Below are 26057 nucleotides of genomic sequence, written 5' to 3'. Positions count from 1 at the left end.
TGTTAAAAGAATGCTTGGGAGGATCTTATGGCAGAAAAATTATCAAGAACAAAACGGTATGAAGATTTAAGAAATCGGCTGGATGAAGAAACTACAGCTGCTCAGGAAGATAAAATCAATCAACAGACAGGGTTTGCACGATTATCCAGAACACAACACAAGGCATTGGCACATGCCAATGATTTAAATGTGTCGGCAGTCCCTTCCAGATCATCTGCACAAGAGGCGACTAACAACAACAGCCCAGTCATGGAAGATCTTTTAGGGGAAGTGAAACGCTATAATATTGATCAGGGAAATCGTATAACGGATGATACACAGATCAACATTTTGCGTCAGTTGGATCAAAAACCTTCTTCTATGCACAGAAATACGCATATTGTACCGATGGAGGAAGAAGAAACCGGCGGTACAATGAAGATACAGAAACCGGAAATTGAACAAGATGTGGACGGTGTGGCTACCTATATGCCAAATCAGAAGTTGACGCGTATCAATCCTATCCAGACAAAACCGGAAGTCGTAGAAGAACCGAAAGTCGGTATGGATGATTCAGTACAAAGCTATGTGGCTCAAGAAGATGAGGATCATTCTCCGGAAGCAACCTATACGAATATTGTCCTGGGAAGTCAGGATATTTTAGTAGACGATACGGCAGATACCGATCATTTAAGTCTGTTCGATACGACAAAGCCTTCAAAACAAGAAGAAGTTTTGGAGCAGCCTAAAAAAGAGGCACAGCCAAAACGAACAAAAACACATAAGGCTAAAAAATCAAAATCGAAAAAAGTGCAGGATTCACAAGAAATGCCATCGGCAAAAATTCGTATGAGCACTCGTGATTTGGAAGAGATGGAAAATGAACCAAAGAGCAAATCGGGTATGATCATCAATGTGATTTTAGTTGTTTTAGTCTTACTTTTGATTGCTTCTTTAGCCGCAACCTTCTACTTCATTACACAAATAGGAGCTTAAAATATGTCAAAATTTAATATTGCGATCGATGGTCCCAGTGGGGTCGGGAAAAGTACTATTGCCAATTTATTAGCTGATGCCTATCATATGATACATTTAGATACCGGCGCTATGTATCGATGCGTTGCCTACTATCTGTTAAAAAACAAAGTGGATGTAAATAACGAAAAAGAACTCTTGGATGCATTGGAAAATATAGATATCTCTTTTCAGGAGGATCAAGTGTTTTTAAATGGAGAAAATGTGTCCAAAGAAATTCGTATGAATGAGATATCTATGGCAGCCTCGAAGTTTTCGGCCTTTAATGCTGTGCGTAAAAAGCTAGTTTCTTTGCAACAACAGATTGCCAAGAATAAAGGCTATATTCTGGATGGAAGAGATATCTGCAGCGTTGTATTGCCGGATGCCGAGGTAAAAATCTATATGGATGCCTCCAGTAAGGCCAGAGCGCAGCGTCGTTATCAGGAATATATTTCTAAAGGTATTGATGCGGATTATGAGACGATTTTTCAAGATATCGTAGCGCGTGACTATCAAGATTCGCATCGTGAAATTTCGCCGTTACAAGTAGCCGAAGATGCACAGGTCATTGATACTTCGGATATGACTATTGAGGAAGTTGTAGAAGAAATTCAAAAAATAATTGATGAAAAAGTATAGAGAGGAGTGATTTTATGATCCAGGGTACCATTGCAATCGTTGGACGCCCTAATGTCGGGAAATCAACCTTCTTCAATCGCTTGATTGGACAAAGAAAAAGCATTGTTGATGATACACCGGGAGTGACACGAGATCGTATCTATGGAGAAGTAGAATGGCTCACGAAAACCTATCGTATCATTGATACCGGTGGAATCCAGATTGAGGACCAGCCATTTGCTCAGGAAATCAATATGCAGGTGGATATTGCGATTGAGGAAGCCGATGTTATTGTTTTTCTTGTCTCCTGTAAAGAAGGTGTTATGACCGATGATATAGCCATTGCCAAAAAACTACAGAAGTCTGGCAAGCCCATCGTGTTAGTTGTTAATAAGGTAGATAATGAAAAATTACGCTTAGATGCGTATGAATTTTATGCTTTGGGATTACAGGATCCATTCTGTGTCAGCAGTGCCCATGGTATCGGTTTAGGTGATGTATTGGATGAGATCACCAGAGTTATGCCGGAAAAGAAATTATCTCCTTATGAAGGAATGACATCTTTTTGTGTGATCGGACGTCCCAATGTAGGAAAAAGTTCTTTGGTCAATGCGATCTTAAAAGAAGATCGTGTTATTGTTTCCAATGTAGAAGGAACGACACGCGATGCGATCGATACACCGTTTACTTACGATGGACAGGAATACATGATCATCGATACAGCCGGTATTCGCAAAAAAGGAAAGATTTATGAGAATATTGAAAAATATTCCATTTTACGTGCATTAAGCGCAATTGATCGAAGCAATGTCGTTTTATTCTTAATTGATGGTTCTTTAGGAATTCGTGAACAAGATAAACACGTGGCCGGTTTAGCTCATGAAGCTGGAAAAGGTGTCATCATTGTCTATAATAAATGGGATACTGTAGAAAAAGATGAGAAAACAATGGCAAAGATCGAGAAAGAAATTCGTGCGCAATTTGTTTATTTAGATTATGCACCAATTGCTTTTGCTTCAGCTTTGACACATCAAAAAGTCAATCAATTACTGCCTTTGATCAATCAGGTGCATGAAAACTGCAGCTTGCGTATTCAAACCAATGTATTAAACGATGTGATCTTGGATGCGCAAATGATGAATCCTGCCAAGCCGCATAACGGTAAGCAGTTAAAGATCTATTATTCTTCACAGGTCAGCGTAGAACCGCCAACCTTTGTTCTATTTGTAAACGATCCGGAATTATTGCATTTTAGCTATAAGCGATATATCGAGAATAAAATTCGGGAAGCCTTTGGATTTGAAGGTACACCGATTCATATTATAGCGCGAAAGAAAAGTTGAGGTGTTTGATTTGAAAACAGTAGTGATCGGAAGCGGGAGCTGGGGAACAGCCCTTGCACAGGTTTTAGAAGACAATCAACGAGATGTCATATTATATGGTATTGAAAAATCGGAAGTGGATGATATCAATCTTCATCATAAAAACTCCAAATATTTTGAAGATGTTAGTATCAATCCTTCCTTAAAGGCTACTATGGATATTAACGTAGTCAAAGAGGCCGATGTTGTATTACTGGCAGTACCGACCATAGCGATTGAATCCATTTGTCAACAAATTGATCTGCTATTGACAAAGAAAACGATCATTGTCAATGTATCCAAAGGGTTTCATCCAACAACCAACGAAAGAATGTCGCAGGTGATTCGTCGTTGTATTTCTGCCGATCATTTAAGCAGTGTTGTTTCTTTGATCGGACCTAGTCATGCCGAAGAAGTAATCATTCGTTTATTGACAACGATCGATGCGGTCAGCCTCAATGAAGAAGATGCGATTGTTGTGCAGCAGCTATTTTCCAACCATTATCTTCGTATCTATACAGGAAGCGATGAAGTGGGTAGTGAATTAGGTGTAGCCATCAAAAATGTTATGGCCATTGCGTCCGGAATCTTATCTGGTCTAGGCTATCAGGATAATACCAGAGCAGCTTTGATCACCCGTGGCTTACAGGAGATGATTCGTTATGGAATGGCATTTGGCGGACAACAGCAGACATTCATGGGGCTTACCGGTATCGGAGATTTGATCGTCACATGTACAAGTGTTCATTCCCGCAATTTTTCAGCTGGTTATCAGATCGGCAAAGAAAATACAGTAGAAAACTTTTTAAAGAACAATAAAAAGACGGTGGAAGGGGTTCGTACTGCGAAGATTGTTCACAATGTATCTAAGGCAAATGGAATCGATATGCCGATTTGTGAGGAAGTCTATCAAATTCTATACGAAGGTAAAGAGCCAAAGACATGTGCCAACGACTTAATGCTGCGAGAGCTAAAAAGGGAGTTTTAACATGGCAAAATATGTAAATAAAGAGGCTTTGGCTGAGGTGATTTATCAAGAACTGAAGATTTCCAGAAAAGATGCCGGTCATGCGGTAGAAAGAATCTTTCAAGAGATGTCTCTGGCACTGGCCAGTGATGGAGAAGTTGATATTTCTGGCTTTGGCAAGTTTATCATTTTTAATCGTAAAGAGAGAATGGGAATTAATCCTGTCACAAAAGAAAGAATGAAGATCCAGGCAACCAAGCTGCCGAAGTTTAAACCAAGTCAGACATTGAAAAATCTCTGTAATAAAAAATAAATCATGGTATTTTTAAAGCGTTTCTTTATTCTATTATTCTGTTTTCTTGTGATTGGATCAATGATTCTTGGTTTATTGATTTAAGAAAATCAGGCGATGACGATTTCCTTAGCGGAATCGATCATTGCCTTTTCTTTTGGATCGATTGGATTGGTAATGATCTTATCATAATCACTGAAACGAGCAAATGGATACGTACCGGTCTTAAAGAATTTAGAACGATCACAGACTAAGATCTTTTGTTTAGACTGTTCAATCACTTTTTGTTTCACCGATAGCTCCTGAAAAGAGAATGTAGTCGGTCCCTGACAATCTTTAAAGCCATCGGTCCCCATGAAGGCCGTATCGATCTTGACATGCTTTAAATTATCTAAGGCAAAGGCACCTGTTGTCGTACTTCCTTTTTTCTGAATCAGGCCACCAATCAACAGAATTTCGTGTTTCAAAGCTAACAGGCTTTGCACAATACGAATAGATGGGGTAACAATCGTACACCCCTTTTTTAACGCAAAATAACGCACTATAGAAAGCGTGGTGCTGCCCGGATCTAAATATACGACAGAATAATCAATTACAAACTCAATGGCCTTTCGTGCAATTTGATCTTTTAACTCTGTATTTTCTTCAACTTTTACTTCAATGGGCAATTCATCGTATCCATCTTTTCTATGCACGTAGCCATGCGTCTTATTCACTTGGCCTCGTTGTTCTAAAACAAAAAGATCTTTACGCAAGGTCTCGGTTGTGACTTGAAAGAATTCAGCAAGTTCTTTGATGCGAAGGGAAGGTTGTTGTTCTAATTTTTTCAAAATTTCATTTCTACGTTTTTCATTATTCTTTGACATACTATCTCCTAATTCTTGGTTTTCCAATAAATTATACTATATTACCAAGTTTTTTACCCTTTATTTTGATTAAAACCAATCTTTTTGTTGAGAGAAGGAGATGAATGATGTACGCTTTACACAAGGAGATGATGAGGATGAAATTACAGGTTGCTTTGGATACATTAAGCCTGGAGGAATGTATTCAACTTTTAGAACAAACAAAGGGAAGTGTAGAGATTGCTGAGGTGGGTACTCCATTTATCATTGAAGAAGGAATGGTGCCTGTCAAAGAGATTCATAAAAGATTTCCGAAGGTTGAAGTTCTGGCCGATGCGAAAATCATGGATGCCGGTGAATTTGAAGCCGATAAATGCTTTGAAGCCGGTGCTTCTATTGTAACTGTTTTGGGTGTCAGTCATGATGAAACGATTCAGGGAGTTGTACGATCTGCTAAAAATCACAACGGAAAAGTCATGGTCGATATGATCAATGTTCATGATTTAGCCACAAGAACCAAAGAAATCGATGAAATGGGTGTCGATTATATTTGTGTTCATACGGCCTTTGATGTGCAACAATCCGGTCAAGATCCGTTAGAAGAATTAAAGATAGTCAATAAAGTCATTAATCATGCGAAAAGTGCGGTTGCCGGGGGTGTAAAGCTGGAAACGATTCAGGATATCGTCAATGAAGGTGCTGAGATCATTGTGGTTGGCGGTGCCATCTGCAATGCCAAAAACCGAGCAAAAATGGCAAAAGAGATGAAAGGATATTTAAAATCATGAATACGATCGAATATGCAAAAACAGTATTAAATGAACTGGAACATACATTATTAAGCATAGATACCAAAAATGCAGAACAGTTTGTTGAGCTTGTGGATCAGGCTAACGAAATCTTTTGCGCCGGTGCAGGACGAAGCGGATTTCAAGTCAAAGGCTTCGCGATGCGTTTGATGCATATGGGAAAGAAATCTTATGTTGTAGGAGAAACATGCACACCAAATATCAAAGAGGATGGAATCTTAGTGATTTGTTCTGGCTCCGGTGAAACAAAAAGCCTGGTTAATCATGCGCAAAAGGCCAAAGAAGTAGGCGCTAAGCTTGCTTTGATCACGATCAATCCTGAATCGACGATAGGAAAGATGGCTGATGTTGTTATTGAAATCAGTGCACCGAGTCCGAAAAGTGCTAAAGAAGGACAAATTAAATCCATACAGCCTATGGGATCTTTATTTGAACAATCCGAAGGTTTGTTTATGGATATTGCGATCATGATGTTGATGGAAAAGAATCATATGGATTCCGATACGATGTTTGGAAGACATGCCAATATGGAGTAGTTCGTTATTATGAAACAAAAATTAGTCAAATATGTCGAAAAGCCATGGGGTTACGAAAAGTGGCTTGCAGTAACAGATCACTATGCCTTAAAGGAGATTTTCTTTAAGAAAGGTGAGCGCTGTTCCTTTCAATACCATAATCAAAAAGAAGAACACATTTACATTTTGAAAGGGAAGTTGGAGGTCCTGGAAGATGATGAACATAAAGAACTACATACCCATATATATGGACCCGGTGATATCATCAGCAATCCTCCGACCTTTCGACATCGAAATACCGCTTTAGAAGATACAACGATTATCGAAGTCAGTACCCCTCATTTAGATGATGTAGTACGAATCGAAGATGATTACAATCGATAACTTATAAAAAGCCCTCACTGGGCTTTTTGTTTATCTCATTTTTATGACGTACTATGTATAAATCTGATATGGACAGTGCATAATAAATTTAAAGGTGCACCTTCAATTTAAATAAGAATCTATACGTTTATCTACATTTTCCTGCAAATTTCTATCGATCGGCTAATGTACTATCGGTACGCCAATAAATTTTACTTCGCATAATGTATATTATGTAAAAAATGTATAATCGTGTTTTATCAAAACATATTTAATTTTTGAACACGGTTTTTCATCTTGCGGTCTTAAAAAATTTACATAATGCAGATTTTTATATTGTTTTATCTAACAAAATTCATCATTATTTTATTTAGTCTATTTTCTTATATATAATTATGATAATCAAAATATACATTCCTTATTTGATTCTGTAAAATGTATCGAACGTATGATTACCCATGTTTTTCTTTTTCACGTACTCTCATAGAGTCTATTTAATCGAGTTTGATATGCACATGTGAACATATTCATTTAAAGTTATGATGAAATCATGATCATCAAAATATTTGAGCGAAAATATAGAAAGAAAAATGAAATATCTATAAATAAAAATACCTTTGCCGGTTTAATATCTAAAACAATCCTATAATAGTTAAGTGGACTATACTAATATAAAAAATAGGGAATTTATGCAAAAAAGCGATCATTGACCGCTTTTGATTTATTTTAAAAATTCATGAATAGCTTAAGCAATACTACTAGTATCTAAATAATAGCGCTTCATTAAGTCTTCGGCCTGCCATTTTTGATCAAATTCATCATGTAATCCGATCATTAATACTGGATAACCTATTTTTGTTGTTGCCAGGACTTCAGCAACCACTGATCCAAGTCCAAGATATGTCAAAATGTTGGCAGCGGATAAGAATCACTTTGTGCCTAATACACTGGCTTTAGGATTTTTTTCTGATGTTTAATGTTTGCTGTTCAAATTCTGTCATAGAAATACTCCTATAATGCCTCCTTTGTCGCAATCACATCGACTCCTGTATCCGCTACATTTTTTAAGACTACATCTCCAATGTGTACAGGAGCTTGTACTTTAACAGCTTTTAGATCTTTCATACAGGCAAAGATTTTATTCTTTGGAATATCATGTGCTGTCTTAACAGAAATCATGATCTCATCCTTTGAACCAGTTACCGGAACAATGCTAGTTACGATTCTGGTTGGATTAGTTACTTCTTTATGAGCGTAAATATCGCCTTGTTGACAAGTATTACCGGAAACAGAAATCACATTTCCCTCTTCCATTTTTACCGTTAGAGCACATCCCATCGGACAGCCAATACATGTTAATTCTCTTGTTTCCATATTATTTATCCTCCAGAGTAATGCGAATCGTAGATGGATCGATTTCCATCATTTTTTTCTTAGTCAGAATGATCTGTTCCATTTCTCCTGGAGCCAAGATTTTGCTGGGTTTATGAAGAATTCTTTGATCATCCAGATAGACACTGATAAAATGATCTTTATAAACGCCACCTACACGGAAACGTACCGTCAGCAAGTCATCCATATCTTCAGGTCTTACCACAAAAGGTACACTGTAACGTACGCCGTTTTCAGTCTGAATAGGAATGACTTTTGTGTTTTTGATTTCCTGCTCTTTCAGATATTTTACGGCATTTTTTCCAGCCTGTTTTGCTTCCTGAGATACAAAATCAACCAGGTCATGTACATGCAATACATTGCCGCAGGCAAAGATGCCGTCAACGTTTGTTTCTAACGATTCATTGACCTTTGGTCCTTTTGTGATCGGACTAATTTCAATGCCGGCCTGATTGGAAAGCTCGTTTTCCGGAATAAGACCACATGATAATAATAAAGTATCACAAGTATATCTTTCTTCGGTTCCCGGTACTGGTTTTCCATCTTTGACCTCTGCAATCGTGACAGCTTCGACACGCTCTTTACCTTCGATATCGACTACGGTATGACTTAGTTTTAACGGAATTCCAAAGTCATCCAGACATTGTACGATATTTCTTTTTAAACCACCGGAATATGGCATCAATTCGGCGACGACTTTTACTTTAGCCCCTTCTAAAGTCATTCTTCGTGCCATGATCAAACCGATATCACCGGAACCTAAGATGACAACTTCTTTTCCTGGCATCAATCCATCGATATTGACTAATTTCTGTGCTGTTCCGGCACTGTATATACCAGCTGGACGATAACCTGGAATATTTAAAGCCCCTCTAGGTCGTTCTCGACAGCCCATGGCCAAGATGATTGCCTTTGCCTGAATTTGGAATAAACCTTCTTTTGCGTTCATGGCAGTAACTACTTTATCGGAAGAAATATCCATGACCATTGTATTCAGCTTATAAGGAATATTTTGTTCTTTTACTTTCTCAATAAAACGATTCGCATATTCCGGCCCAGTCAATTCTTCTTTAAATGTGTGCAGTCCAAAACCGTTATGAATACATTGATTTAAGATACCACCTAATTTTGTATCACGTTCCAAAATTAAGATATCACTTTCGCCTGCTTCTTTAGCACTGAGTGCGGCCGCAAGACCTGCCGGTCCACCACCGATAATTACTACATTTACCTTTTTCATAGTCTTGCCTCCTACAGATCTTCTTTATCGTTTCCTACGATAAAGTTTGAATGTCCACCGGATTTGCTAACTTTATACATATCAATATCCGGTACTTCATGCGATAAGATTTCCATAACACGCGGGCTGCAGAAACCAGCCTGACACCGTCCCATAGCTGCTCTTGTACGACGTTTTATACCATCCAGTGAACGGGCAGGAATGATTCGATGTACCGCTTCTACGATCTCTCCTTCTGTTACCATCTCACAGCGACAGATGATCGTTCCATAACGAGGATCCTTTTGGATAAGTTCATTTCTTTTTTCCATACTCATTTGTGATGGCTTGATCAGTCCTTTGCGTGTCTTTTTGAAATCTGGTTTTTCATGTGTATTCGTTTTTTTCTTGATCATCTTTGCGACCATTACCCCAATAGCCGGACAGGAAGAAAGACCAGGTGATTCGATACCGGCCACATCAATAAAGTTTGGTGCATCCTTGACTTCTTCAATGATGAATTCATGATTCGGATGATGTGCACGAAGTCCGGCAAAGGATGTGATGACATCTCTCATAGGAAGATTCTTAACAGCTATGGATGATTTCATAGCAACTTCGTCCAATCCTTTTCGTGTCGTATTGACACCTTCTTTATTGTCGATATCCATACTTGTTGGGCCCACTAACATATTGCCGTGTACAGTTGGCGTTACCAGAACCCCTTTTCCCATCTTAGTCGGTAACTGAAAAATCGTATGAGAAACATGTTTTCCAGCACTTTTATCCAGCAGATAATATTCTCCTTTACGAGGAATGATCTCCATTTTATCAGCACTGACCATATTATGGATCATATCGGCATAAACACCGGCAGCATTCACAACATATTTTGAATGAAATGTTTGATTTGGTGTTTGGATCTCATAGTGATCATCTACTTTTTGTATCGCCTCCACCGGAGAATCAAAATAAAACTCTACACCGTTTTCTGCCGCATTTTCAGCCATGGCCAGATTTAACTCAAAAGGACAAACAATACCGGCGCTTGGCGCATATAAAGCTGCCACAGCTTCATCGGATATATTTGGTTCCATCTCCTTTAATTCGTCGCGTTCAACAATACGAAGACCGGGAACACCATTTGTAATACCGCGATTGTACAAAGTCGTTAATTGGTCGCGATTTTCTTTATCTGTACAAACTACAAAAGATCCGATTAGCTGAAATGGAATATCCAGATCTTTGGCAAGTTCGTCCATCATCAAGTTACCTTCTACATTCAATTTTGCCATCAACGTACCTTCTTTGGCATCATAGCCGGCATGAATGATCGCACTGTTTGCCTTGGAAGTTCCGCAGCAAACGTCTTCACACTTTTCAAGAACCGCAATTTTTAGCGGAAAGCGTGAACACTCACGGGCAATTGCACTACCGCTGACACCGGCTCCAATTATGATTACATCGTACATAGTACCCCTCCATCCATAGTATTCATACACTGTAAATCTAACCCACATAAAATAGGTTGTCAAACTTGTAAATGCCTTTAAATATAGGATTTTCAGGCATTTTTAATTAATCAAAATATCTGATTAATTCATTGAAAAATTTATTGACTTTTTATAATGATCAAAGTCCTGATTTTAACGGTTTTTCTTGCACAACCAATTAATCAAAAGTATAATATTAGTAATCAAAAACAATTTGATTAATTGAGATTGATTATTCAAAATAAATCAAAATTTTAAGGAGAACATTATGGGAAAACGTAAAAAAATAACAACACGTGATATTGCCGAATATACCGGATTGTCACAATCTACCGTTTCAATGATCCTTTCACATAAAGAGAATGTTTCCTTTTCCAAAGAAACACAGGATATCGTATTGCAGGCTGCCAAAAAGCTAGGCTATAAAAATGAAATCCATAAGTCGAAATCAAGTCAGAAAGATCTTCATCAAACGATTGTAGTGATTGCCCCTCACCTTTCAAATAGCTACTATGCGACTTTGATTCATTCTATCGTTTACGAGGCAAAAAAGCATAATTACTCGGTCTTTACGATTACGACCATGCGAAATGCACAACAGGAAGACTCTTACTATGAGCTGCTATCCAATTTAGACTTAGCTGGCATCATCTATCTCTATCCTCCTACCAAGATTTCTAAGGCAAACGCTTTGTTTAAAAGAATGCCGGTTGTCTCTATCGGTGATAAACCTCAGGGCAGTCGTTTTGACTCGGTGGAATTAAATGGTGTAAGAGCCGGTCATTTAATGGGTGAATATCTGCTTAACTTGGGACATGAGAAAATCACTTTTATCTCTGCACCTGTCATGGGTAAAGAAATTTCTCGTATTCATCGTTATGAAGGATTGATTCATGCCTTTGAAGATCAAGGTAAGGATGTTCAAAACATCCAGCTAAAAACCATGTCTCTAGCGCAGTATGAAAGCATTCAGACCGAAAATATCGAATATCAGGTTGGTTACGAGCTTACCATGGAAGCTTTGGAAGAAGGAACGGATTCTACTGCCTTTTTGGCCAATAACGATATGACCGCATTAGGTGTATTATCGGCTTTAAAAAGTGAGGGCTATAAAGTTCCAAAGGATTTTTCCGTGGCAGGCTTTGATAATATTCTGATGTCTTCTCTTCCGGATATTTCGTTGACAACAATCGAACATGCAACGTTTTTAAAAGGAAAAGAAGCAGTCGATATCATCTATAAAAAACATCTAAAAAATAATACGCAAAAGTCACATCCTTATATATTGCGTCTGGAATATGAACCGGAACTGATCATCCGTAAAACTACAGGAAAACCGAGAAAGTAAAAAAAGACAGGAGTATTTTGAAAACTGTATTCAAATCGTCCTGTCTTGTTTGTGTTATTAATAAGAAACCGTCATATCATGCGTAATGCCAAATGCACTGGAAACCAGATGAATATCGAAGCAATCTTTATTCTTGCTTTGATAGTTGATGGCAGCATTCTCAAATGTAAAACCAACGTTACATTCTATGCTTTGCTCCGGATCTAAATATTCAACCATGTATCCAAAAGCTTTACCCTCAATTGGATCAGTCTTAGGGGCTAATCCGTTGGTCGTAAAATCAAATTTTTTAATTTGATCTTCATTCATGGAAGAAAAATCACCTTTATCCGTATAATTTGTAAGTAAGATTCCGTTTAGATCGGCTTTAGGTACCAGATAAGGAACAACGATCTGTTGTTCGGTTTTATTGGTATATGTGATCTTCAAATCCGATAGTGTTGTCTTTCCATTTTCAAACTGTGCTTTTACATCCTCGGCATTGATTTCGATCTTTAAGGCATTGTCTTCGTACATCGTAAATTTCAAATCCTCTGATTCTTTGATATCTTGATTCGTTGCCTTACGAACATTAACGTTGTTAAAGGATAAGAACTCACCTGAATCCTTAAAATAGAATCCCATGTCATTTTGATTATTATTGGGGAAGCCGATATATCCATAGACATAGGCAGTTTGTTCTGGTAAGACCGTTGTGATCGGCATCGATTCATGTTGATCAATGGGATTTAAATGCTCTTTGCCATCATCGGTTATGGAATATACAACATCATTGGTCGAATAGGTATCCTTTGAATCGTTGGTGATCGTTGCCATATAGTAATAATAGATTGAATTGGATTCATCGTTGGTAATCGTCATAACATCTTTTAATTCAAAGGTTACATCTTTTTTTAAAGAGATTGTCGGATCCTTTGTTTGACAACCGGTAAGCAGTAAAATGATAAAGATCGAACATAATACAGACAGTATTTTCTTCATAAAACACTTCCTCCTATTCCTGAATCTGGAATCGCTTTAATAACGCCTTTCTTGCGTTTTCCTCAAACGTATTATCCAACGGTTTTAAATCGTTTATCGTAAAATCAGGATTTCTTTTCTGAATGGCTTTTGTGATCACAAAGTCCGCAACATCTGGATTTTTAGGCAATAAAGGCCCATGCAGATAAGTACCCAGAATCTTCCCATCATAAAATCCTTCATAGCCGGCATCAAAGGCATTACCAAACCCATGTAAGACTTTACCAAGTGGATGTGTAACATGTAATGTTTGCCCGCCATGGTTTTCAAAACCGATGATCTTTGTATGCAGCTCATCTAATTTTGCATCAATGATGATGTTTCCGATACAACGAGTTCCCTGCTTTCCGGTATCCGTATAATAATTATAAAATTTAAGACCTTCAATACGAGATCCATCGGCGGCAATATAGTATTGACCAAAGAGCTGATAACCGCCACAGATTAATAAAATAAAGGTGTTTTCATCCATGGCTTTCCGGATGTTTTCTTTACGTTTTAATAAATCAGGAATTAAACTGATCTGTTCTTTATCGGCACCGCCACCTAAAAACACCAGATCGAACGAAGAAAGATCTTTCTTTTCACCAATAGCACAAGTTTCCAGGTGAAAATCAATCTGGCGATCTTCACATCGCTTTTGTAAGACCATCATGTTTCCTTTGTCTCCGTAAAGATCCATGATGTCATGATACATCCAACATACTTTTATTGAGAGGCTCATTTTGACATCTCCTTTACTATGGCGTTTCGCGTTGGCAACAAAGCCGTATATGTCGCAATCGCATAACATTTTAAACTGTCAGAAAGAGAGGAATGAATAGCTTGCTCGATTGATTCGGCAATTTCAATCGGTCCCTTATAGTTTTCATAATAGATGCGCAAAGCCATATCATAGGCTCTGGTTCCTGTACAAACGACTTTTTTTGTCGAAGGCTTACAAACCTTTTCAAAGAAAGTATCGTAGATCCAACTGACATCCGTACCATCTTGCTCATGATCGTTTAAAACGATACAGACAACCTTATCATCTTCATCCTTATCAATAACTTTCATGACTTCATTGGCACCGGTTGGATTTTTGATCAAATTCAAAATACATTCCTTTTGATCTTTCTTGAAATGCTCATTTCTTCCCTTTGGCTGCGGTGCATGTTGAAAGACATACAAGACATGTTTTATATCGATGTGTAAAAACTGCGCAAGGGCAATCACGGCAGCACAATTATACATGGAATACATCCCTTCATATGGTGAATGTATGGTTTGATTGTCGTACACAAATGTTTCCTTTTCCAGATCAATATTTTGTAAACAAACATCCAGTGATGGTGTTTTAAAATCACAATTTGAACAGTGGAAAGAACCGATATGTGAATACTGGTAATACTCATATTCCAGTTTACGGCCACATTTTGGACAGAACTTTCCTTCACTGGCCTCTTTAGTGGATGCCACAGAATATTGATTTTTGTCAATTCCAAAATATGTACAATGCGCTTTTGGTGCACAAAGTGCTAAACGTAGTACATTAGGATCATTTCCGTTCAAAATCAATTCTTTATCATACTCAGGCAGTACATTTTCAATGGAATGAATCAACTGCTCCATTTCTCTGGCACGATCTAACTGATCTCTGAAAAAGTTATTTACAACCAGGGCCGTAACCGGTATTGCCGGTAAAATATGTCGAATGTTTAATTCATCAACTTCCAGAACACAGGCGTTGGCTTTTACTTTTCCTGTAAGTGTTGCCTGTGTCAATAAAGTAGTTACGATACCGGCTTTTAAATTATCGCCTTTTCGATTGGAAATCACATCGTATCCGGCTGTTGATAAAACATCGGCAATCATATTGGCGGTACTTGTTTTTCCGTTTGTTCCGGTGACAAGAATGATAGGGCCGGAAAAGGATAATTTAGATAAAATATTTGAATCTATTTTTAAACCGATTGAGCCTGGTAAAGAACCACCACGGCCAATCAATCGTAAAAGAAAGGCACTTAATTTTGTCGATACTATCGATAATGTTTTCATACTTCACGCTCCCATCCCCTATTATACAATATGTGTCTAGCAGTATCTATAGAATACCTTTTTCTCCAGACAGATTTCATGTTCAAAAGTGTTTCTTGTTCAAGAAAATAGCTCTCTAAAAAAGTGAAACGTTGGGAAATTGACATTGAATTGCCTATATCACTAAAGTATAATAGTACTGTTACAGATGGAGGATAATGACATGAAACAAATGGACATGATTTACGAAGGTAAGGCCAAAAAAGTCTATGCCACAGACGATCCAAACTGTGTGATCGTTGACTACAAAGATGATGCGACAGCATTTAATGGTCAAAAGAAAGGTACGATCGTTGGAAAAGGTGCCATCAACAACCGCATGACAAACTACTTGATGAAGGTTTTGGAAGAAAAAGGTGTACCAACACACTTTGTAGAAGAGCTGGATGATCGTCGTACAGTGGTAAAACGTGTTTCGATCATTCCATTGGAAGTGATCATTCGTAATAAGGCAGCCGGAAGCTTTTCCAAACGCTTAGGAATTCCGGAAGGAACTGAATTAAAATGCTCTACTTTGGAATTCAGCTATAAAGATGACGATTTAGGGGATCCGCTGATCAACTCTTATATGGCTAAAGCCATCGGTGCTGCCACACAGGAAGAAATCGATACGATCACAAAATATGCCTTTACAGTGAATGATGTGCTTAAAGATTTCTTTGCCCAGATTGGCATCGAACTGATCGACTTTAAACTGGAATTTGGAAAAACAAGCGATGGACAAATTGTTCTTGCGGATGAAATCAGTCCAGATACATGTCGCTATTGGGATATGAAAACAGGTAAACATTTGGATAAAGACACATTCCGTCGTGATTTAGGGGATCCGGAAGGCGCTTATCAGGAAGTCTTTAAACGAATGGGGTTTGGTGAATAGAATGAATGAATTTTATCAGTCTCCTCTTTCTCAGAGATATGCCTCAAAAGAAATGCAGGCTATTTTCTCCAACGATAAAAAATTCAAGACATGGAGAAAGCTCTGGATTGCACTTGCACAAAGTGAAAAAGAACTCGGTTTGGATATCACTGATGAGCAGATCGACGAACTGATTGAACATAAAGATGATATCAATTACGATGTTGCTAAAGAGCGTGAAAAGATCGTGCGTCATGATGTAATGTCTCACGTTTATGCTTATGGACAACAATGCCCTAAGGCAAAAGGAATCATTCATTTAGGTGCTACTTCCTGTTATGTCGGAGATAATACCGATTTAATCATCATGCATGAAGCCTTGCGTTTAGTTCAAACCAAGATCGTGAACATTTTGGCTGAATTAAAAACATTTGCGTTAAAGTATAAGGATATGCCTTGTTTAGCTTTCACGCATTTTCAACCGGCCCAGCCAACTACCGTTGGTAAGCGAGCCAGCTTATGGGTGCAAGATTTGTATATGGATTATCTGGAGATCGAACATCTCTTGGAAAATAAAAAACTTTTAGGATGTAAAGGAACTACCGGCACACAGGCAAGCTTTATGGAGCTTTTTGAAGGTGATACCGATAAAGTAAAAGCCCTGGATGCAAAGATTTGTGAAAAACTTGGTTATGATGCTTACTTCCCTGTTTCCGGGCAGACTTATACACGAAAATACGACACGCAGGTCTTGAGTGTTCTGGTGGGCATCGCGCAAAGTGCACATAAGTTTAGCAACGATATTCGCCTGCTGCAGCACATGAAGGAAATTGAGGAACCTTTTGAAAAAGGTCAGATTGGTTCCAGTGCTATGGCTTATAAGCGCAATCCTATGCGTTCTGAACGTATTGCCGCTTTAAGCAACTATGTCATGTGTGATGCGTTAAACCCGGCCATTACTGCCAGCACGCAATGGTTTGAAAGAACCTTGGATGATTCCGCCAATAAACGTATCAGCATTGCGGAAGCCTTCTTAGCTACTGATGGCATCCTGGATTTGTACTTAAACATCACAGATGGTTTAGTTGTGTATCCAAAAGTCATCGAAGCCAATCTTCAAAAAGAGCTTCCTTTCATGGCTACCGAAAATATCATGATGGATGCGGTCAAAGCCGGTGGCGATCGTCAGGAACTTCATGAATTGATTCGTCAGCATTCTATGGCAGCCGGAAAAGTTGTCAAAGAAGAAGGAAAACCAAACGATTTGATTGATCGTATCGCAGGTGATCCTAAATTTGGTATGACAAAAGAACAAATTCTTTCGATCATGGATCCATCAAAGTTTGTTGGTCGTTCTGTACAACAGACGGAAGAATTCTTTGGCGAACATGTCGATCCAATTTTGACAAAAGAAAAAGACGTATTAGGCTTACACGCTGAAATCAACGTATAAGACGCTAAGCGTCTTTTTTTAGTATAGGTATTTCATAAGAGTTTAATCGTTTATGTACCTCTTTATAATTTGGCATCCAATGTAAAACTTCTTTATAAAATGCAGACGAATGATTTCGATATGAAACATGACAAAGTTCATGAATGATGATCGCATCTAAGCATTCTATATCCGTAAAGGCAAGGTTTCCATTCAAAGAAATCTCTTTTTTTGTCGGATGAAAACTTCCCCATTTGCTTTTGAAGAAGCCGATACGAAGCTTTAATCCTTTAATATGCATTCGCTCACAATGCATATTAAAGCGTTGCAGGAAAATATCTTGTATCTTCAAACGAATGCATGTTTGAAAGGATTTTATATCCGGTCCGCATTTTATGATCATTGGATCCTTTGATGTAATGCTATCAAAACAAATGGTATAAGGTTTACCAAATATATAAATCGTATCTAAGTTTTGTAATGGTTTTTTACTTGTGGTAAGACGTTGTTCAATCCATGATCGATGCTTACACACAAATTGATCTACATAAGCTTTAGACACATTTTTAGGTGCTGTAACTACGACTTTTCCCTCTCGAATCCTCAAATATAGATTTTTGTTGTTTTTACGAATCAGAGTATATTCTAACATCCGATATCCTGAATCAGCTGATCGACAGCCGAATCGATTAAATCATGAACGATTTCTTTTTGGTTTTCATTGTATTGTGCATATGTGTTCAGATCACGGATCAGATCCAACATTGGCAAGGTACCATAAAGCTTTGTCTTTGTATCCTCAAAGAACTGATGAAGCTGAGCCGTATCATAGAATTCGATTTTTTCCAGACAGTTTGGACATTCCAGATAAGCCATATTTTCGATGACACCATATACCGGTACATGCATTTGTTCGCACATGTGAATGGCTTTTGCTACGATCATAGAAACCATTGGCTGTGGTGTAGATACCATCAGTACACCCGATACCGGTAGCGACTGCATGATTGTCAAGGCAACATCACCGGTTCCAGGTGGCATATCGATCAATAACACATCCAGATCACCCCATAATACATCGGTGTAGAACTGTTTGACCACACCGGCAATAACAGGACCACGCCAGATTACCGGATCGCTTTCATTCTTCATTAAAAAGTTTAAAGACATGATCTTAATTCCGTCGGTAACCTCAACCGGAATGATATAGTTTTCTTTTGTCGCATAAGCCTGTTCATTTTCCGCAGCGAATAATCGTGGAATACTTGGACCGGTAATATCGGCATCCATGATTCCTACTTTATACCCTTTTTTCGCAAGAGCCTTAGCTACCATCACCGTAATCGTAGATTTACCAACTCCACCTTTTCCGGACATGATCGCTACGATATTTTTTATATGATTGTTGGGATTGTTTTCTACCCCACATGTCGATTGATCTTTTCCACAATTTCCTTTACTTGGACATCCTTCACAAGACATATCAATTATCCTCCTTTGTTTTGCTTACCCCATTAAAATACGTATCATACGCTTTTGTCAATCTTTGATTTTGAATGTGCGTATAGATTTGTGTGGTTTGAATATCACTGTGTCCTAAAAGTTCCTGTACAATGCGCAGGTCACTCTCTCCTTCTAAAAGGTGAGTCGCAAAGCTGTGACGAAGACTATGAGCCGAGATACGTGGATCTAAACCACATTCTCGAACTTTTCGTTTGATCAACGTATGAACATACTGTCGGCTACAAGCTTTTCCTTTAGCGTTGATAAAAAAAAGTGCGGTTCGATTCGTTAGCCATTGTCTTCGTACAAGATCTTGATAAAGTTTCATCTGATTGATACAAACATCGGCCATCGGAACAATTCTTTCTTTATCCCCTTTTCCGTGAATTCGCAGGATCTTTTGATCATAATGAATCTGATTGGTCGTAAGGGTACAAAGTTCACTGACACGAAGTCCACAGCCATAGAGTACCTCCAAGATTGTTTTTTCATAAATGCCTTTATCGCTTTGATCAAAAGAGGCAAAAAGCGTTTCTAAATCTTGTTTGGTACAGTAAACCGGTAAATGCTTACTTTGTTGAAAGCCACGGATCGAAACAGCCGGATCCTTGATCGTTGGATGATTCAATACAGTATAAGCATGAAAGCCCTTGATACACGACAGCATCTGATTCCCACTGGCCGCAGAATGTGTGTCCATATACATCATCAAAAAGTTTTCTACGATTTGTACATGAATTTGTTCCATATCTGTAATCCCATGATCTTTTAAATACTTTAAATAGACATTTAAATTTCTCTGATAGCTCTCTATCGTATTCAAAAACTTATTTTCAATCACTTTTAGTTGCATGATATAGTCATCATATGCTTCCTTGATATTCATAGTACTATCTTATCACTTTATAAAATAAGGTTGAAGTATCTTGCAGTCGCATCCCGATTCTTTTCGTGCTTCAATCAATAAAGACTTCGCCACATTTTGATCGTATGCCACCTGCATGCTTTGTATTTGAAAATGATACTTATATAAAACCTTGCAGATATCATTGAAGCGATTTGGACGATGGACAAAATAAAAACGCCCGTTACTTTTTAAAAGACGAGAAGCATTTCTAATCAACTCTTCTAATGTCAAATGTACTTCGACACGTCCATTTTGTCTGGGATCCATGGAAATATCAGGATGTGTCGCATCGACCTTAAAATATGGTGGATTGGATACGATTACATCAAAGGGTTCATCCTGATATTCCTGCACTCTACAACATACGATCTTGGTTGGATGCTTAAAAAAATGTTCAACATTATATCGTGCAACCAGACACGCTTCATCAAAAACCTCAACACCAACAAGCTCTTTTACATCATATTGATCACACGCATATAATAAAGCACCATTATTACAGCCGATATCTAAAATTCGTTCTCCTTTTCGAATCGTACAGAAATTAGCCAATAATTTGGTATCGGTATTAAAGCGAAAATGCTTTGGATGTTGATATAAAGGACGCTCTTTGTCTAAGAAATAGTCCAGTCGTAAGTCACTTTTGTTGATTTCCATTTTTTAAAAGGTCACTCGCTTTCATAAATACTTGTTGATCCATTTTTCGATTCAGCTTGTTTAAGATCCAGTCTGTATCATGTTGCGGAACTTCAAAAATAGAAGGTTGATGAAGAATTTTCTCCTGGTCTTTGATTGAACCGACATGAATTCCGATATGACGATATCCAATCGGTTCAAAATTTTCTTCGATCAAATTGGATACTGCCTGATAGATCAGTGGAAACTGATTGGTATATTGTCCTAAATTTTGGGAGCGAACGATGTTGTGGAATTCCGTATCACGCAAGGATACCGATACAAGCTGTCCCATCTGATGCTCTCGTATCATTTTATCGCATAAATGCTGGGTCAAATAACGAGCCTGAACCAAAACTTCATCCATCGTATAAAAATCTTGTTCATAGGTTCTGGAAAGAGAAATGCTTTTACGTGTACTGGAAACTTGTAATTGATCGCTGCTTTGTCCATGCACCTTTTGTAAAAGCGCATAACCGTTTCTTCCCAGAATTTGAAGAACCAGACTCTCGTTTTTCTTATCAGCCAGTTCACCAATCGTTGTAATTCCCTTTTCCTTCAACAAAGGAACGGTCTTCTTACCTAATCCGACAATAGCTTCGATGGGCAAAGGATAAAGTTTTTGTTCGATTTCGGCCTTTCTTAAAACCGTAATACCTCTTGGCTTTTTCATATCACTGGCCATTTTTGCCAGAAAGCGAGTCGGTGCGACACCGATGGACACGCTCAATCCCAGGCGTTCGATCAATTCATCCTGAATTTCAAAGGCTAAATCCAAAGGGCGTTTATAATGTGCAATAACTTCAGTCACATCCATAAAACATTCATCGATACTACAGGGTTCTAAAAGTGTCGTGTATTGGCGCAAAAATTCAAAAAACTGAGCACTGACCGATCGATAGTATTGATAATCTCCCTGAACGATGATTAAAGAAGGACACTTTCGTAAAGCCTCATAGACCGGCATAGCTGCATGCACACCTTCTTTTCTGGCTGCATAATTGGCCGTAGATAATACTCCTCGCTTGGAAAGTGAACCAACCGCCATAGGCTTGCCTTTTAAAGAAGGATTTTTCAACTCTTCGCAGGAGGCAAAAAACGCATTCAAATCCACATGAAACAACACTCTAGCCATGCAGTATCTCCTGAATACGCTCTTTTAACTCCAAAGCCGCATTTTGAGAACGAGAACTGATCTGTCCGCTTGTCATCATCGCCAGTTCGTCGATTGTTTGTTGGGCATTTAATGACTCCACTTTTGTCTGACTTTCTTGTCCAACCACTTCTTTTACCACACGATAATGCGTATCGGCCCAGGCCGCAACACTGGCTAAATGTGTGATACAAAGAACCTGATATTGTTTCGATAAGACATACATCTTTTCTCCCATCTTAAAGGCAACCTTCCCGCTGACACCGGTATCGATTTCATCAAAAATCAGTGTCTGCGTATCTTCTTTGGAATGAAAGACCACCTTTAACGCTAACATCAAACGAGAAAGCTCTCCACCGGATGCCGACTGTTTTAAAGAAGTGAAAGGTTGTCCGGGATTCATAGATACCTGAAATTCAATATCATCGATTCCCGTAGCACCGGCTGATTTGGGATTACAAGCCACCTGAAAGCGAGCATGTTCCAGCATCAAATCTTTGAAATGTGTTTCTAAGGATGTACTTAGTTTCTTAAAGACACGTTGTCGCTTTTGTGATAGTTCCAATGCAAGCGTATCGTAAGCTTCCTTTTTCGCATCCAAATCTTTTTTCAACTTTTCTAAGAGATCCTCGCGATGCAAAATCAGATCGATCTGATCCATGATTTCCTGTTTTCTTTGCGTCATGGCTTCTAAAGAACCGCCATATTTTCGAATAGCCTTTTTTAAACGATACTGCTGATCTTGTAACTGATCCAAATTTTCCGCATCCTGCAAGATACGATCTTTCTCCTTTTTTAACTGTTCCGATATTTCCATAACTTGATAGTACACATCATGAACATAGCTTTCAGAATCTGCAAATGTCTGGATTGACTGCAGCTTTTTATAGAACGTGTAAAGTTGATCACTTAAACCATTCTCATGATCCAATAGATAAATGCACTCGGATAAATCTTCTATTGTTTTTTGAGCGCGCGATTGTTCTTGAATCTTATTTTGCAGCTGGTCATATTCTTCCTGCGGCATCCATAATTCTTCAATTTCATTAAGTTGTGCTGTATAAAGGTCTAATTGATCTGCACTCAACTGTTTTTCTTTGGTGTCAGAATATGTCTGTAAAGCCTGAACATAAAGATGATAAGCTTCTTTTGTCTTTTTTCTTAAATTAAGTGTTTGTGCATATTGATCCAACAAATCCAGTTGAACAGAAGAATCCATTAAATAAAAGGTATCTTGCTGCGAATGAATATCAACAATCTGAGAAACAATCTGGCGGACAAAATGATTGGTCGTGATCTGCTGGTTAATACGAATCGTGCTCTTTTGTTGTTGGTTGATAGTTCTTTGGATAATCAAAACATCATCGACTTCAAAACCATTGTCTTCCAACTGTTGGCAAACAGCCGGGGAAGGCTTGCTTAAAACCATCTGTAGGATACATTTTTCTTTTCCCTTACGGATGATATTCCCCTGAATACGATTTCCCATCAGATAACCGATCGCATCGATTAAAAGGCTCTTTCCGGCACCAGTTTCCCCGGTTATAACGCTCATGCCTGTATTATAATCAATCAACGCCGATTCAAATAGTATGTAATCCTTTACCATAAGCTGTTCAATCATTTTGTCACCTTCTTCCTCTCGCATAAAGCATATATTCCTGGTTGCCGTGACGTCCCTGAATCTGACTTTTTTCTACGACAACATCTTGATATGTTTGTAAGACAAAATGTTTTATGTCTTCAACGATCTTATTTCTTATCTTTTCACTTTTTAAAACACCTTTTGTATTTAAGTATTGCGGGCCACATTCAAACTGTGGTTTGATCAATATAGCACAATGTTCAGGCTTTAGTTTAGAAAATACCGGTTCTAATATGGTCTTACAAGAGATAAAACTGACATCCATACATAGAAAATCAATCGAATCTTCAAACCAGGAAGTTTCAATATAACGAGCATTACGCCCCTCCATTTTGATCACACGGGCATCCTGATCTAATAAAGGATCCAGTTGTAAATGACCAACATCCAGGGCATAGACTTTTTTAGCACCTTTATCCAGACAAACCTGGGTAAAGCCGCCGGTACTGGCACCAATATCCAAACAAATCTGATCTCTAAGATCGATGGCAAGAGAATCTAAACAACCCTTTAGTTTATAAGCCCCTCTGGAAACATAGGTATCCGCATCATCGATTTCAACCGAATCGGATTCTAAGACCAGAGTACTAGGCTTTGAAATCACTTTTCCATTGACCTTGACCTTGCCATCCTTAATCAAATCTTGTGCTTTTGTGCGTGTTTTTCCTAACGCAACACAGGCTACATCCAAACGCACCTTATTCATGAGCATCAATTTCCTTAAACAACGACTCCAGATCGATATGCTCTTTTTTGCGTAATGCACGAATTGATCCATGTTCGACAAAGTGATCTGAAATTCCCAAAATATGGATTTTATTTTTATATTGATTTTGGAACTCCAGAATGGCACTGGATAAACCACCTATCGTTACATCCGTTTCAAAAACATAGATTGGCAAATTCAAATTCAATAAAGAAGTTAAAAGATGTTCGTCGATGGGTTTAAAGAAGCGTGCATTGACAACAATCATCTCATATTCATTTTCCTGCACCGTATGTTCTATGCGCTCTACATCCGGCCCATAGGCAATGATGATTCCCTTTGGATGTAAACCAAACTGTTTCTTGGTCCATGATCCAATCGGAATCGAGTCAAAAGTGATAGTTTCCGGAACCATAGCCTGTCCACGTGGATAACGAATACAGAAAGGTTTACCGGATGTAAAAGCAGTATATATAAGATCATACGCTTCTTTGGCATCTTTTGGCTGCGAAAGAATCAGATTAGGAATGCTTCGTAACATCGCAATATCAAAAACACCCTGATGGGTCTCCCCATCATCACCGACAAGACCGGCACGATCAATACCTACAACAACCGGAAGATTCATACGCGCCAGATCATGGTTCATCTGATCATAAGCTCGCTGAAGAAAAGAGGAATACACGCTGACAAAAGGATGCAGTCCGCCTAAGGACATACCGCAAGCCATCGTGATCGCATGTTGTTCGGCAATACCACAGTCAAAGAATCGATCAGGAAACATCTTCGCAAACTTCATCAACTTGCTTCCCTGTGCCATAGCCGGTGTGATCGCAACGATCTTTGGATCCTTTTTGGCAAGCTGTATCAAGGCATCGCTGATGATCTGTGACCAGCTTTTTTCATTTGGCGGCAGCTTCATCAAGGACTGCCCGGTCGCGATATTAAATGGCGATACACCGTGCCATTTTCCCACCGTATCTTGCTCGGCAAAGCTGTATCCTTTTCCTTTTTTTGTTCGAACATGCACAACGATCGGTCCATCATGTTCTTTGGCAGTTTCAAAAACTTTGATCAATTCGGCAATATTATGCCCATTGACCGGTCCCATATAGTCTAAGTTAAATTCTTCAAATAAAGGAGCATCGATCAACCCTTTTTTTAAGCGGTCTCGAAAAGCAGTCATAAACTTTAAGGTTTCCGTCCCGAATTTATTATGATCCAGACTTCCCTTTACATCCTGTTTAACATTTCGATAAACACGTGAGCTACGAATTGAAGTGATCCGTTTTTCCATGCCACCATGGTTTTTGGAAATAGACATATTATTGTCATTAAAAATAATGATCATCTTTCGCTTTTGTGCGCCGATATCATTTAAAGCCTCCATGCTCATACCACTGGTAATCGCTCCATCACCAATTAATGCTACGACATTATAATCCTGATGTAAGATATCTCTTGCCGCTGCATAGCCTAGAGCCGCACTTAAAGATGTCGAGGAATGACCGGCTTCCCAACAGTCATAAACACTTTCCTTGCGCTTTTGAAACCCCGAAAGCCCGTCTAATTGACGAAGTGTAGGAAACAAAGTCGATCGTCCGGTCAAAATCTTATGTACATAAGCCTGATGCCCCACGTCAAAGATCATTTTATCCTGTGGGCCGTGAAATACATAATGCATGGCAATCGTTGTCTCTACGATACCTAAATTGCTGGATAAATGGCCGCCGGTCTTCGAAATCGAATGAATCAAAAAATGACGAATGTCCTCAGCCAAAGCATTTAATTGTGGTATTGTCAAAGATCGAATCTGATCCGGTGATTCAATATCGTATAGACGCATAGCTTTTTACCTCTTTTCTT

Annotated in this window: 26 protein-coding genes; 11 read left to right on the top strand and 15 right to left on the bottom strand. The window is 38.5% G+C overall.

Features of this window, described 5'->3' with window-relative positions; all coding sequences use genetic code 11:
* The first annotated feature begins 27 nt into the window (after positions 1–27).
* The 5 genes from G413_RS0100975 to G413_RS0100955 are packed head-to-tail and all read left to right on the top strand — an operon-like array spanning position 28 to position 4255.
* Positions 28–975: a hypothetical protein gene (locus G413_RS0100975; protein ID WP_022789088.1), complete on the top strand. Its 948-nt coding sequence runs from the start codon at positions 28–30 to the stop codon at positions 973–975.
* A 3-nt stretch (positions 976–978) separates the two neighbouring features.
* Complete coding sequence (gene cmk / locus G413_RS0100970; protein WP_022789087.1) at positions 979–1635, top strand: (d)CMP kinase; 657 nt, start codon at positions 979–981, stop codon at positions 1633–1635.
* 14 nt (positions 1636–1649) lie between these two features.
* Positions 1650–2957, top strand: coding sequence for a ribosome biogenesis GTPase Der (der, locus tag G413_RS0100965; protein ID WP_022789086.1), 1308 nt, complete (start codon positions 1650–1652; stop codon positions 2955–2957).
* Between the two features lie 10 nt (positions 2958–2967).
* Positions 2968–3963 (top strand): NAD(P)H-dependent glycerol-3-phosphate dehydrogenase, encoded by a 996-nt coding sequence (locus G413_RS0100960; RefSeq protein ID WP_027968962.1) that lies wholly within the window; start codon positions 2968–2970, stop codon positions 3961–3963.
* Between the two features lies 1 nt (position 3964).
* Positions 3965–4255, top strand: coding sequence for an HU family DNA-binding protein (locus G413_RS0100955; protein ID WP_022789084.1), 291 nt, complete (start codon positions 3965–3967; stop codon positions 4253–4255).
* A gap of 89 nt (positions 4256–4344) precedes the next feature.
* Here the strand turns inward: G413_RS0100955 and G413_RS0100950 are convergent, their stop codons facing one another.
* Positions 4345–5100 carry a DeoR/GlpR family DNA-binding transcription regulator gene (locus G413_RS0100950; protein WP_022789083.1) on the bottom strand — a complete coding sequence of 252 codons (756 nt, stop codon included), beginning with the start codon at positions 5098–5100 and terminating at the stop codon, positions 4345–4347.
* A gap of 137 nt (positions 5101–5237) precedes the next feature.
* Between G413_RS0100950 and hxlA the strand changes: the two genes are divergently transcribed.
* Genes hxlA through G413_RS0100935 form a run of 3 tightly spaced genes read left to right on the top strand, consistent with a single transcriptional unit; the run spans position 5238 to position 6787 of the window.
* Positions 5238–5867, top strand: a complete 630-nt coding sequence (hxlA, locus tag G413_RS0100945) for a 3-hexulose-6-phosphate synthase (RefSeq protein WP_022789082.1) — start codon at positions 5238–5240, stop codon at positions 5865–5867.
* Positions 5864–6424 carry a 6-phospho-3-hexuloisomerase gene (hxlB, locus tag G413_RS0100940; RefSeq protein WP_022789081.1) on the top strand — a complete coding sequence of 187 codons (561 nt, stop codon included), beginning with the start codon at positions 5864–5866 and terminating at the stop codon, positions 6422–6424. Before hxlA ends, hxlB begins: the two co-directional genes overlap by 4 nt.
* A gap of 9 nt (positions 6425–6433) precedes the next feature.
* Complete coding sequence (locus G413_RS0100935) at positions 6434–6787, top strand: cupin domain-containing protein (RefSeq protein ID WP_022789080.1); 354 nt, start codon at positions 6434–6436, stop codon at positions 6785–6787.
* A 990-nt stretch (positions 6788–7777) separates the two neighbouring features.
* Here the strand turns inward: G413_RS0100935 and G413_RS0100930 are convergent.
* The 3 genes from G413_RS0100930 to G413_RS0100920 are packed head-to-tail and all read right to left on the bottom strand — an operon-like array spanning position 7778 to position 10849.
* The gene (locus G413_RS0100930) at positions 7778–8140 is read right to left on the bottom strand and encodes a DUF1667 domain-containing protein (RefSeq protein ID WP_022789079.1); all 363 of its coding nucleotides are present in this window, start codon (positions 8138–8140) and stop codon (positions 7778–7780) included.
* A 1-nt stretch (position 8141) separates the two neighbouring features.
* The gene (locus G413_RS0100925) at positions 8142–9398 is read right to left on the bottom strand and encodes an NAD(P)/FAD-dependent oxidoreductase (protein ID WP_022789078.1); all 1257 of its coding nucleotides are present in this window, start codon (positions 9396–9398) and stop codon (positions 8142–8144) included.
* Positions 9399–9409: 11 nt separating this feature from the next.
* A complete protein-coding gene (locus tag G413_RS0100920; protein WP_022789077.1) occupies positions 9410–10849 on the bottom strand; it encodes an NAD(P)/FAD-dependent oxidoreductase in 1440 nt (479 codons plus the stop codon).
* Between the two features lie 289 nt (positions 10850–11138).
* Between G413_RS0100920 and G413_RS0100915 the strand changes: the two genes are divergently transcribed.
* Positions 11139–12218: a LacI family DNA-binding transcriptional regulator gene (locus tag G413_RS0100915; protein WP_022789076.1), complete on the top strand. Its 1080-nt coding sequence runs from the start codon at positions 11139–11141 to the stop codon at positions 12216–12218.
* A gap of 57 nt (positions 12219–12275) precedes the next feature.
* On the opposite strand, the gene G413_RS0100910 is transcribed toward G413_RS0100915, so the two are convergent.
* From G413_RS0100910 to G413_RS0100900, 3 genes are read right to left on the bottom strand one after another with little or no spacing between them, the layout of a single operon-like run.
* Positions 12276–13199 carry a hypothetical protein gene (locus G413_RS0100910; RefSeq protein WP_022789075.1) on the bottom strand — a complete coding sequence of 308 codons (924 nt, stop codon included), beginning with the start codon at positions 13197–13199 and terminating at the stop codon, positions 12276–12278.
* Between the two features lie 13 nt (positions 13200–13212).
* Positions 13213–13962: a type 1 glutamine amidotransferase gene (locus tag G413_RS0100905; protein WP_022789074.1), complete on the bottom strand. Its 750-nt coding sequence runs from the start codon at positions 13960–13962 to the stop codon at positions 13213–13215.
* Complete coding sequence (locus G413_RS0100900) at positions 13959–15275, bottom strand: MurT ligase domain-containing protein (RefSeq protein WP_022789073.1); 1317 nt, start codon at positions 15273–15275, stop codon at positions 13959–13961. The genes G413_RS0100905 and G413_RS0100900 overlap by 4 nt, the downstream gene beginning before the upstream one ends.
* A gap of 202 nt (positions 15276–15477) precedes the next feature.
* Here G413_RS0100900 and purC point away from each other — a divergent pair, with 202 nt between their 5' ends.
* Positions 15478–16191, top strand: coding sequence for a phosphoribosylaminoimidazolesuccinocarboxamide synthase (purC, locus tag G413_RS0100895; protein ID WP_022789072.1), 714 nt, complete (start codon positions 15478–15480; stop codon positions 16189–16191).
* Position 16192: 1 nt separating this feature from the next.
* Positions 16193–17623: an adenylosuccinate lyase gene (purB, locus tag G413_RS0100890; protein WP_022789071.1), complete on the top strand. Its 1431-nt coding sequence runs from the start codon at positions 16193–16195 to the stop codon at positions 17621–17623.
* A gap of 4 nt (positions 17624–17627) precedes the next feature.
* Here purB and G413_RS11640 read toward each other — a convergent pair whose 3' ends face one another.
* Genes G413_RS11640 through dxs form a run of 8 tightly spaced genes read right to left on the bottom strand, consistent with a single transcriptional unit; the run spans position 17628 to position 26037 of the window.
* Positions 17628–18254 (bottom strand): M48 family metallopeptidase, encoded by a 627-nt coding sequence (locus tag G413_RS11640; protein ID WP_022789070.1) that lies wholly within the window; start codon positions 18252–18254, stop codon positions 17628–17630.
* Positions 18248–19084 carry an Mrp/NBP35 family ATP-binding protein gene (locus G413_RS0100880; RefSeq protein WP_022789069.1) on the bottom strand — a complete coding sequence of 279 codons (837 nt, stop codon included), beginning with the start codon at positions 19082–19084 and terminating at the stop codon, positions 18248–18250. The genes G413_RS11640 and G413_RS0100880 overlap by 7 nt, the downstream gene beginning before the upstream one ends.
* A 1-nt stretch (position 19085) precedes the next feature.
* The gene (locus G413_RS0100875) at positions 19086–19991 is read right to left on the bottom strand and encodes a tyrosine-type recombinase/integrase (protein WP_022789068.1); all 906 of its coding nucleotides are present in this window, start codon (positions 19989–19991) and stop codon (positions 19086–19088) included.
* 12 nt (positions 19992–20003) lie between these two features.
* Complete coding sequence (locus tag G413_RS0100870) at positions 20004–20669, bottom strand: tRNA1(Val) (adenine(37)-N6)-methyltransferase (RefSeq protein WP_022789067.1); 666 nt, start codon at positions 20667–20669, stop codon at positions 20004–20006.
* Entirely contained in the window at positions 20650–21822 is a 1173-nt protein-coding gene (gene dinB / locus G413_RS0100865) for a DNA polymerase IV (protein WP_022789066.1), read from the bottom strand. Before dinB ends, G413_RS0100870 begins: the two co-directional genes overlap by 20 nt.
* Positions 21815–23488, bottom strand: a complete 1674-nt coding sequence (locus G413_RS0100860) for a DNA repair protein RecN (protein ID WP_022789065.1) — start codon at positions 23486–23488, stop codon at positions 21815–21817. The genes dinB and G413_RS0100860 overlap by 8 nt, the downstream gene beginning before the upstream one ends.
* Positions 23469–24191: a TlyA family RNA methyltransferase gene (locus G413_RS0100855; RefSeq protein WP_022789064.1), complete on the bottom strand. Its 723-nt coding sequence runs from the start codon at positions 24189–24191 to the stop codon at positions 23469–23471. Before G413_RS0100855 ends, G413_RS0100860 begins: the two co-directional genes overlap by 20 nt.
* Entirely contained in the window at positions 24184–26037 is a 1854-nt protein-coding gene (gene dxs / locus G413_RS0100850) for a 1-deoxy-D-xylulose-5-phosphate synthase (protein WP_022789063.1), read from the bottom strand. Before dxs ends, G413_RS0100855 begins: the two co-directional genes overlap by 8 nt.
* Positions 26038–26057: the final 20 nt, after the last annotated feature.

This window comes from Faecalicoccus pleomorphus DSM 20574 (assembly GCF_000420345.1).
In the GTDB taxonomy this organism is placed as follows: domain Bacteria; phylum Bacillota_I; class Bacilli_A; order Erysipelotrichales; family Erysipelotrichaceae; genus Faecalicoccus; species Faecalicoccus pleomorphus.
Note: the sequence above shows the minus strand (reverse complement) of the source record. Positions and strands in the feature narration are given on the sequence as shown.

Coding starts and splice junctions, on each gene's coding strand:
- G413_RS0100910 (WP_022789075.1), bottom strand. CDS start 13,199: ATGAAGAAAATACTGTCTGTATTATGTTCGATCTTTATCATTTTACTG.
- dxs (WP_022789063.1), bottom strand. CDS start 26,037: ATGCGTCTATACGATATTGAATCACCGGATCAGATTCGATCTTTGACA.
- G413_RS0100935 (WP_022789080.1), top strand. CDS start 6,434: ATGAAACAAAAATTAGTCAAATATGTCGAAAAGCCATGGGGTTACGAA.
- purC (WP_022789072.1), top strand. CDS start 15,478: ATGAAACAAATGGACATGATTTACGAAGGTAAGGCCAAAAAAGTCTAT.
- G413_RS0100855 (WP_022789064.1), bottom strand. CDS start 24,191: ATGAATAAGGTGCGTTTGGATGTAGCCTGTGTTGCGTTAGGAAAAACA.
- G413_RS0100875 (WP_022789068.1), bottom strand. CDS start 19,991: ATGAATATCAAGGAAGCATATGATGACTATATCATGCAACTAAAAGTG.
- G413_RS0100955 (WP_022789084.1), top strand. CDS start 3,965: ATGGCAAAATATGTAAATAAAGAGGCTTTGGCTGAGGTGATTTATCAA.
- hxlB (WP_022789081.1), top strand. CDS start 5,864: ATGAATACGATCGAATATGCAAAAACAGTATTAAATGAACTGGAACAT.
- G413_RS0100915 (WP_022789076.1), top strand. CDS start 11,139: ATGGGAAAACGTAAAAAAATAACAACACGTGATATTGCCGAATATACC.
- G413_RS0100880 (WP_022789069.1), bottom strand. CDS start 19,084: ATGTCTTGTGAAGGATGTCCAAGTAAAGGAAATTGTGGAAAAGATCAA.
- G413_RS0100925 (WP_022789078.1), bottom strand. CDS start 9,398: ATGAAAAAGGTAAATGTAGTAATTATCGGTGGTGGACCGGCAGGTCTT.
- G413_RS0100860 (WP_022789065.1), bottom strand. CDS start 23,488: ATGCGAGAGGAAGAAGGTGACAAAATGATTGAACAGCTTATGGTAAAG.
- der (WP_022789086.1), top strand. CDS start 1,650: ATGATCCAGGGTACCATTGCAATCGTTGGACGCCCTAATGTCGGGAAA.
- cmk (WP_022789087.1), top strand. CDS start 979: ATGTCAAAATTTAATATTGCGATCGATGGTCCCAGTGGGGTCGGGAAA.
- purB (WP_022789071.1), top strand. CDS start 16,193: ATGAATGAATTTTATCAGTCTCCTCTTTCTCAGAGATATGCCTCAAAA.
- G413_RS0100920 (WP_022789077.1), bottom strand. CDS start 10,849: ATGTACGATGTAATCATAATTGGAGCCGGTGTCAGCGGTAGTGCAATT.
- G413_RS0100900 (WP_022789073.1), bottom strand. CDS start 15,275: ATGAAAACATTATCGATAGTATCGACAAAATTAAGTGCCTTTCTTTTA.
- G413_RS0100930 (WP_022789079.1), bottom strand. CDS start 8,140: ATGGAAACAAGAGAATTAACATGTATTGGCTGTCCGATGGGATGTGCT.
- G413_RS0100870 (WP_022789067.1), bottom strand. CDS start 20,669: ATGGAAATCAACAAAAGTGACTTACGACTGGACTATTTCTTAGACAAA.
- hxlA (WP_022789082.1), top strand. CDS start 5,238: ATGAAATTACAGGTTGCTTTGGATACATTAAGCCTGGAGGAATGTATT.
- G413_RS0100975 (WP_022789088.1), top strand. CDS start 28: ATGGCAGAAAAATTATCAAGAACAAAACGGTATGAAGATTTAAGAAAT.
- G413_RS0100905 (WP_022789074.1), bottom strand. CDS start 13,962: ATGAGCCTCTCAATAAAAGTATGTTGGATGTATCATGACATCATGGAT.
- G413_RS0100950 (WP_022789083.1), bottom strand. CDS start 5,100: ATGTCAAAGAATAATGAAAAACGTAGAAATGAAATTTTGAAAAAATTA.
- dinB (WP_022789066.1), bottom strand. CDS start 21,822: ATGGCTAGAGTGTTGTTTCATGTGGATTTGAATGCGTTTTTTGCCTCC.
- G413_RS11640 (WP_022789070.1), bottom strand. CDS start 18,254: ATGTTAGAATATACTCTGATTCGTAAAAACAACAAAAATCTATATTTG.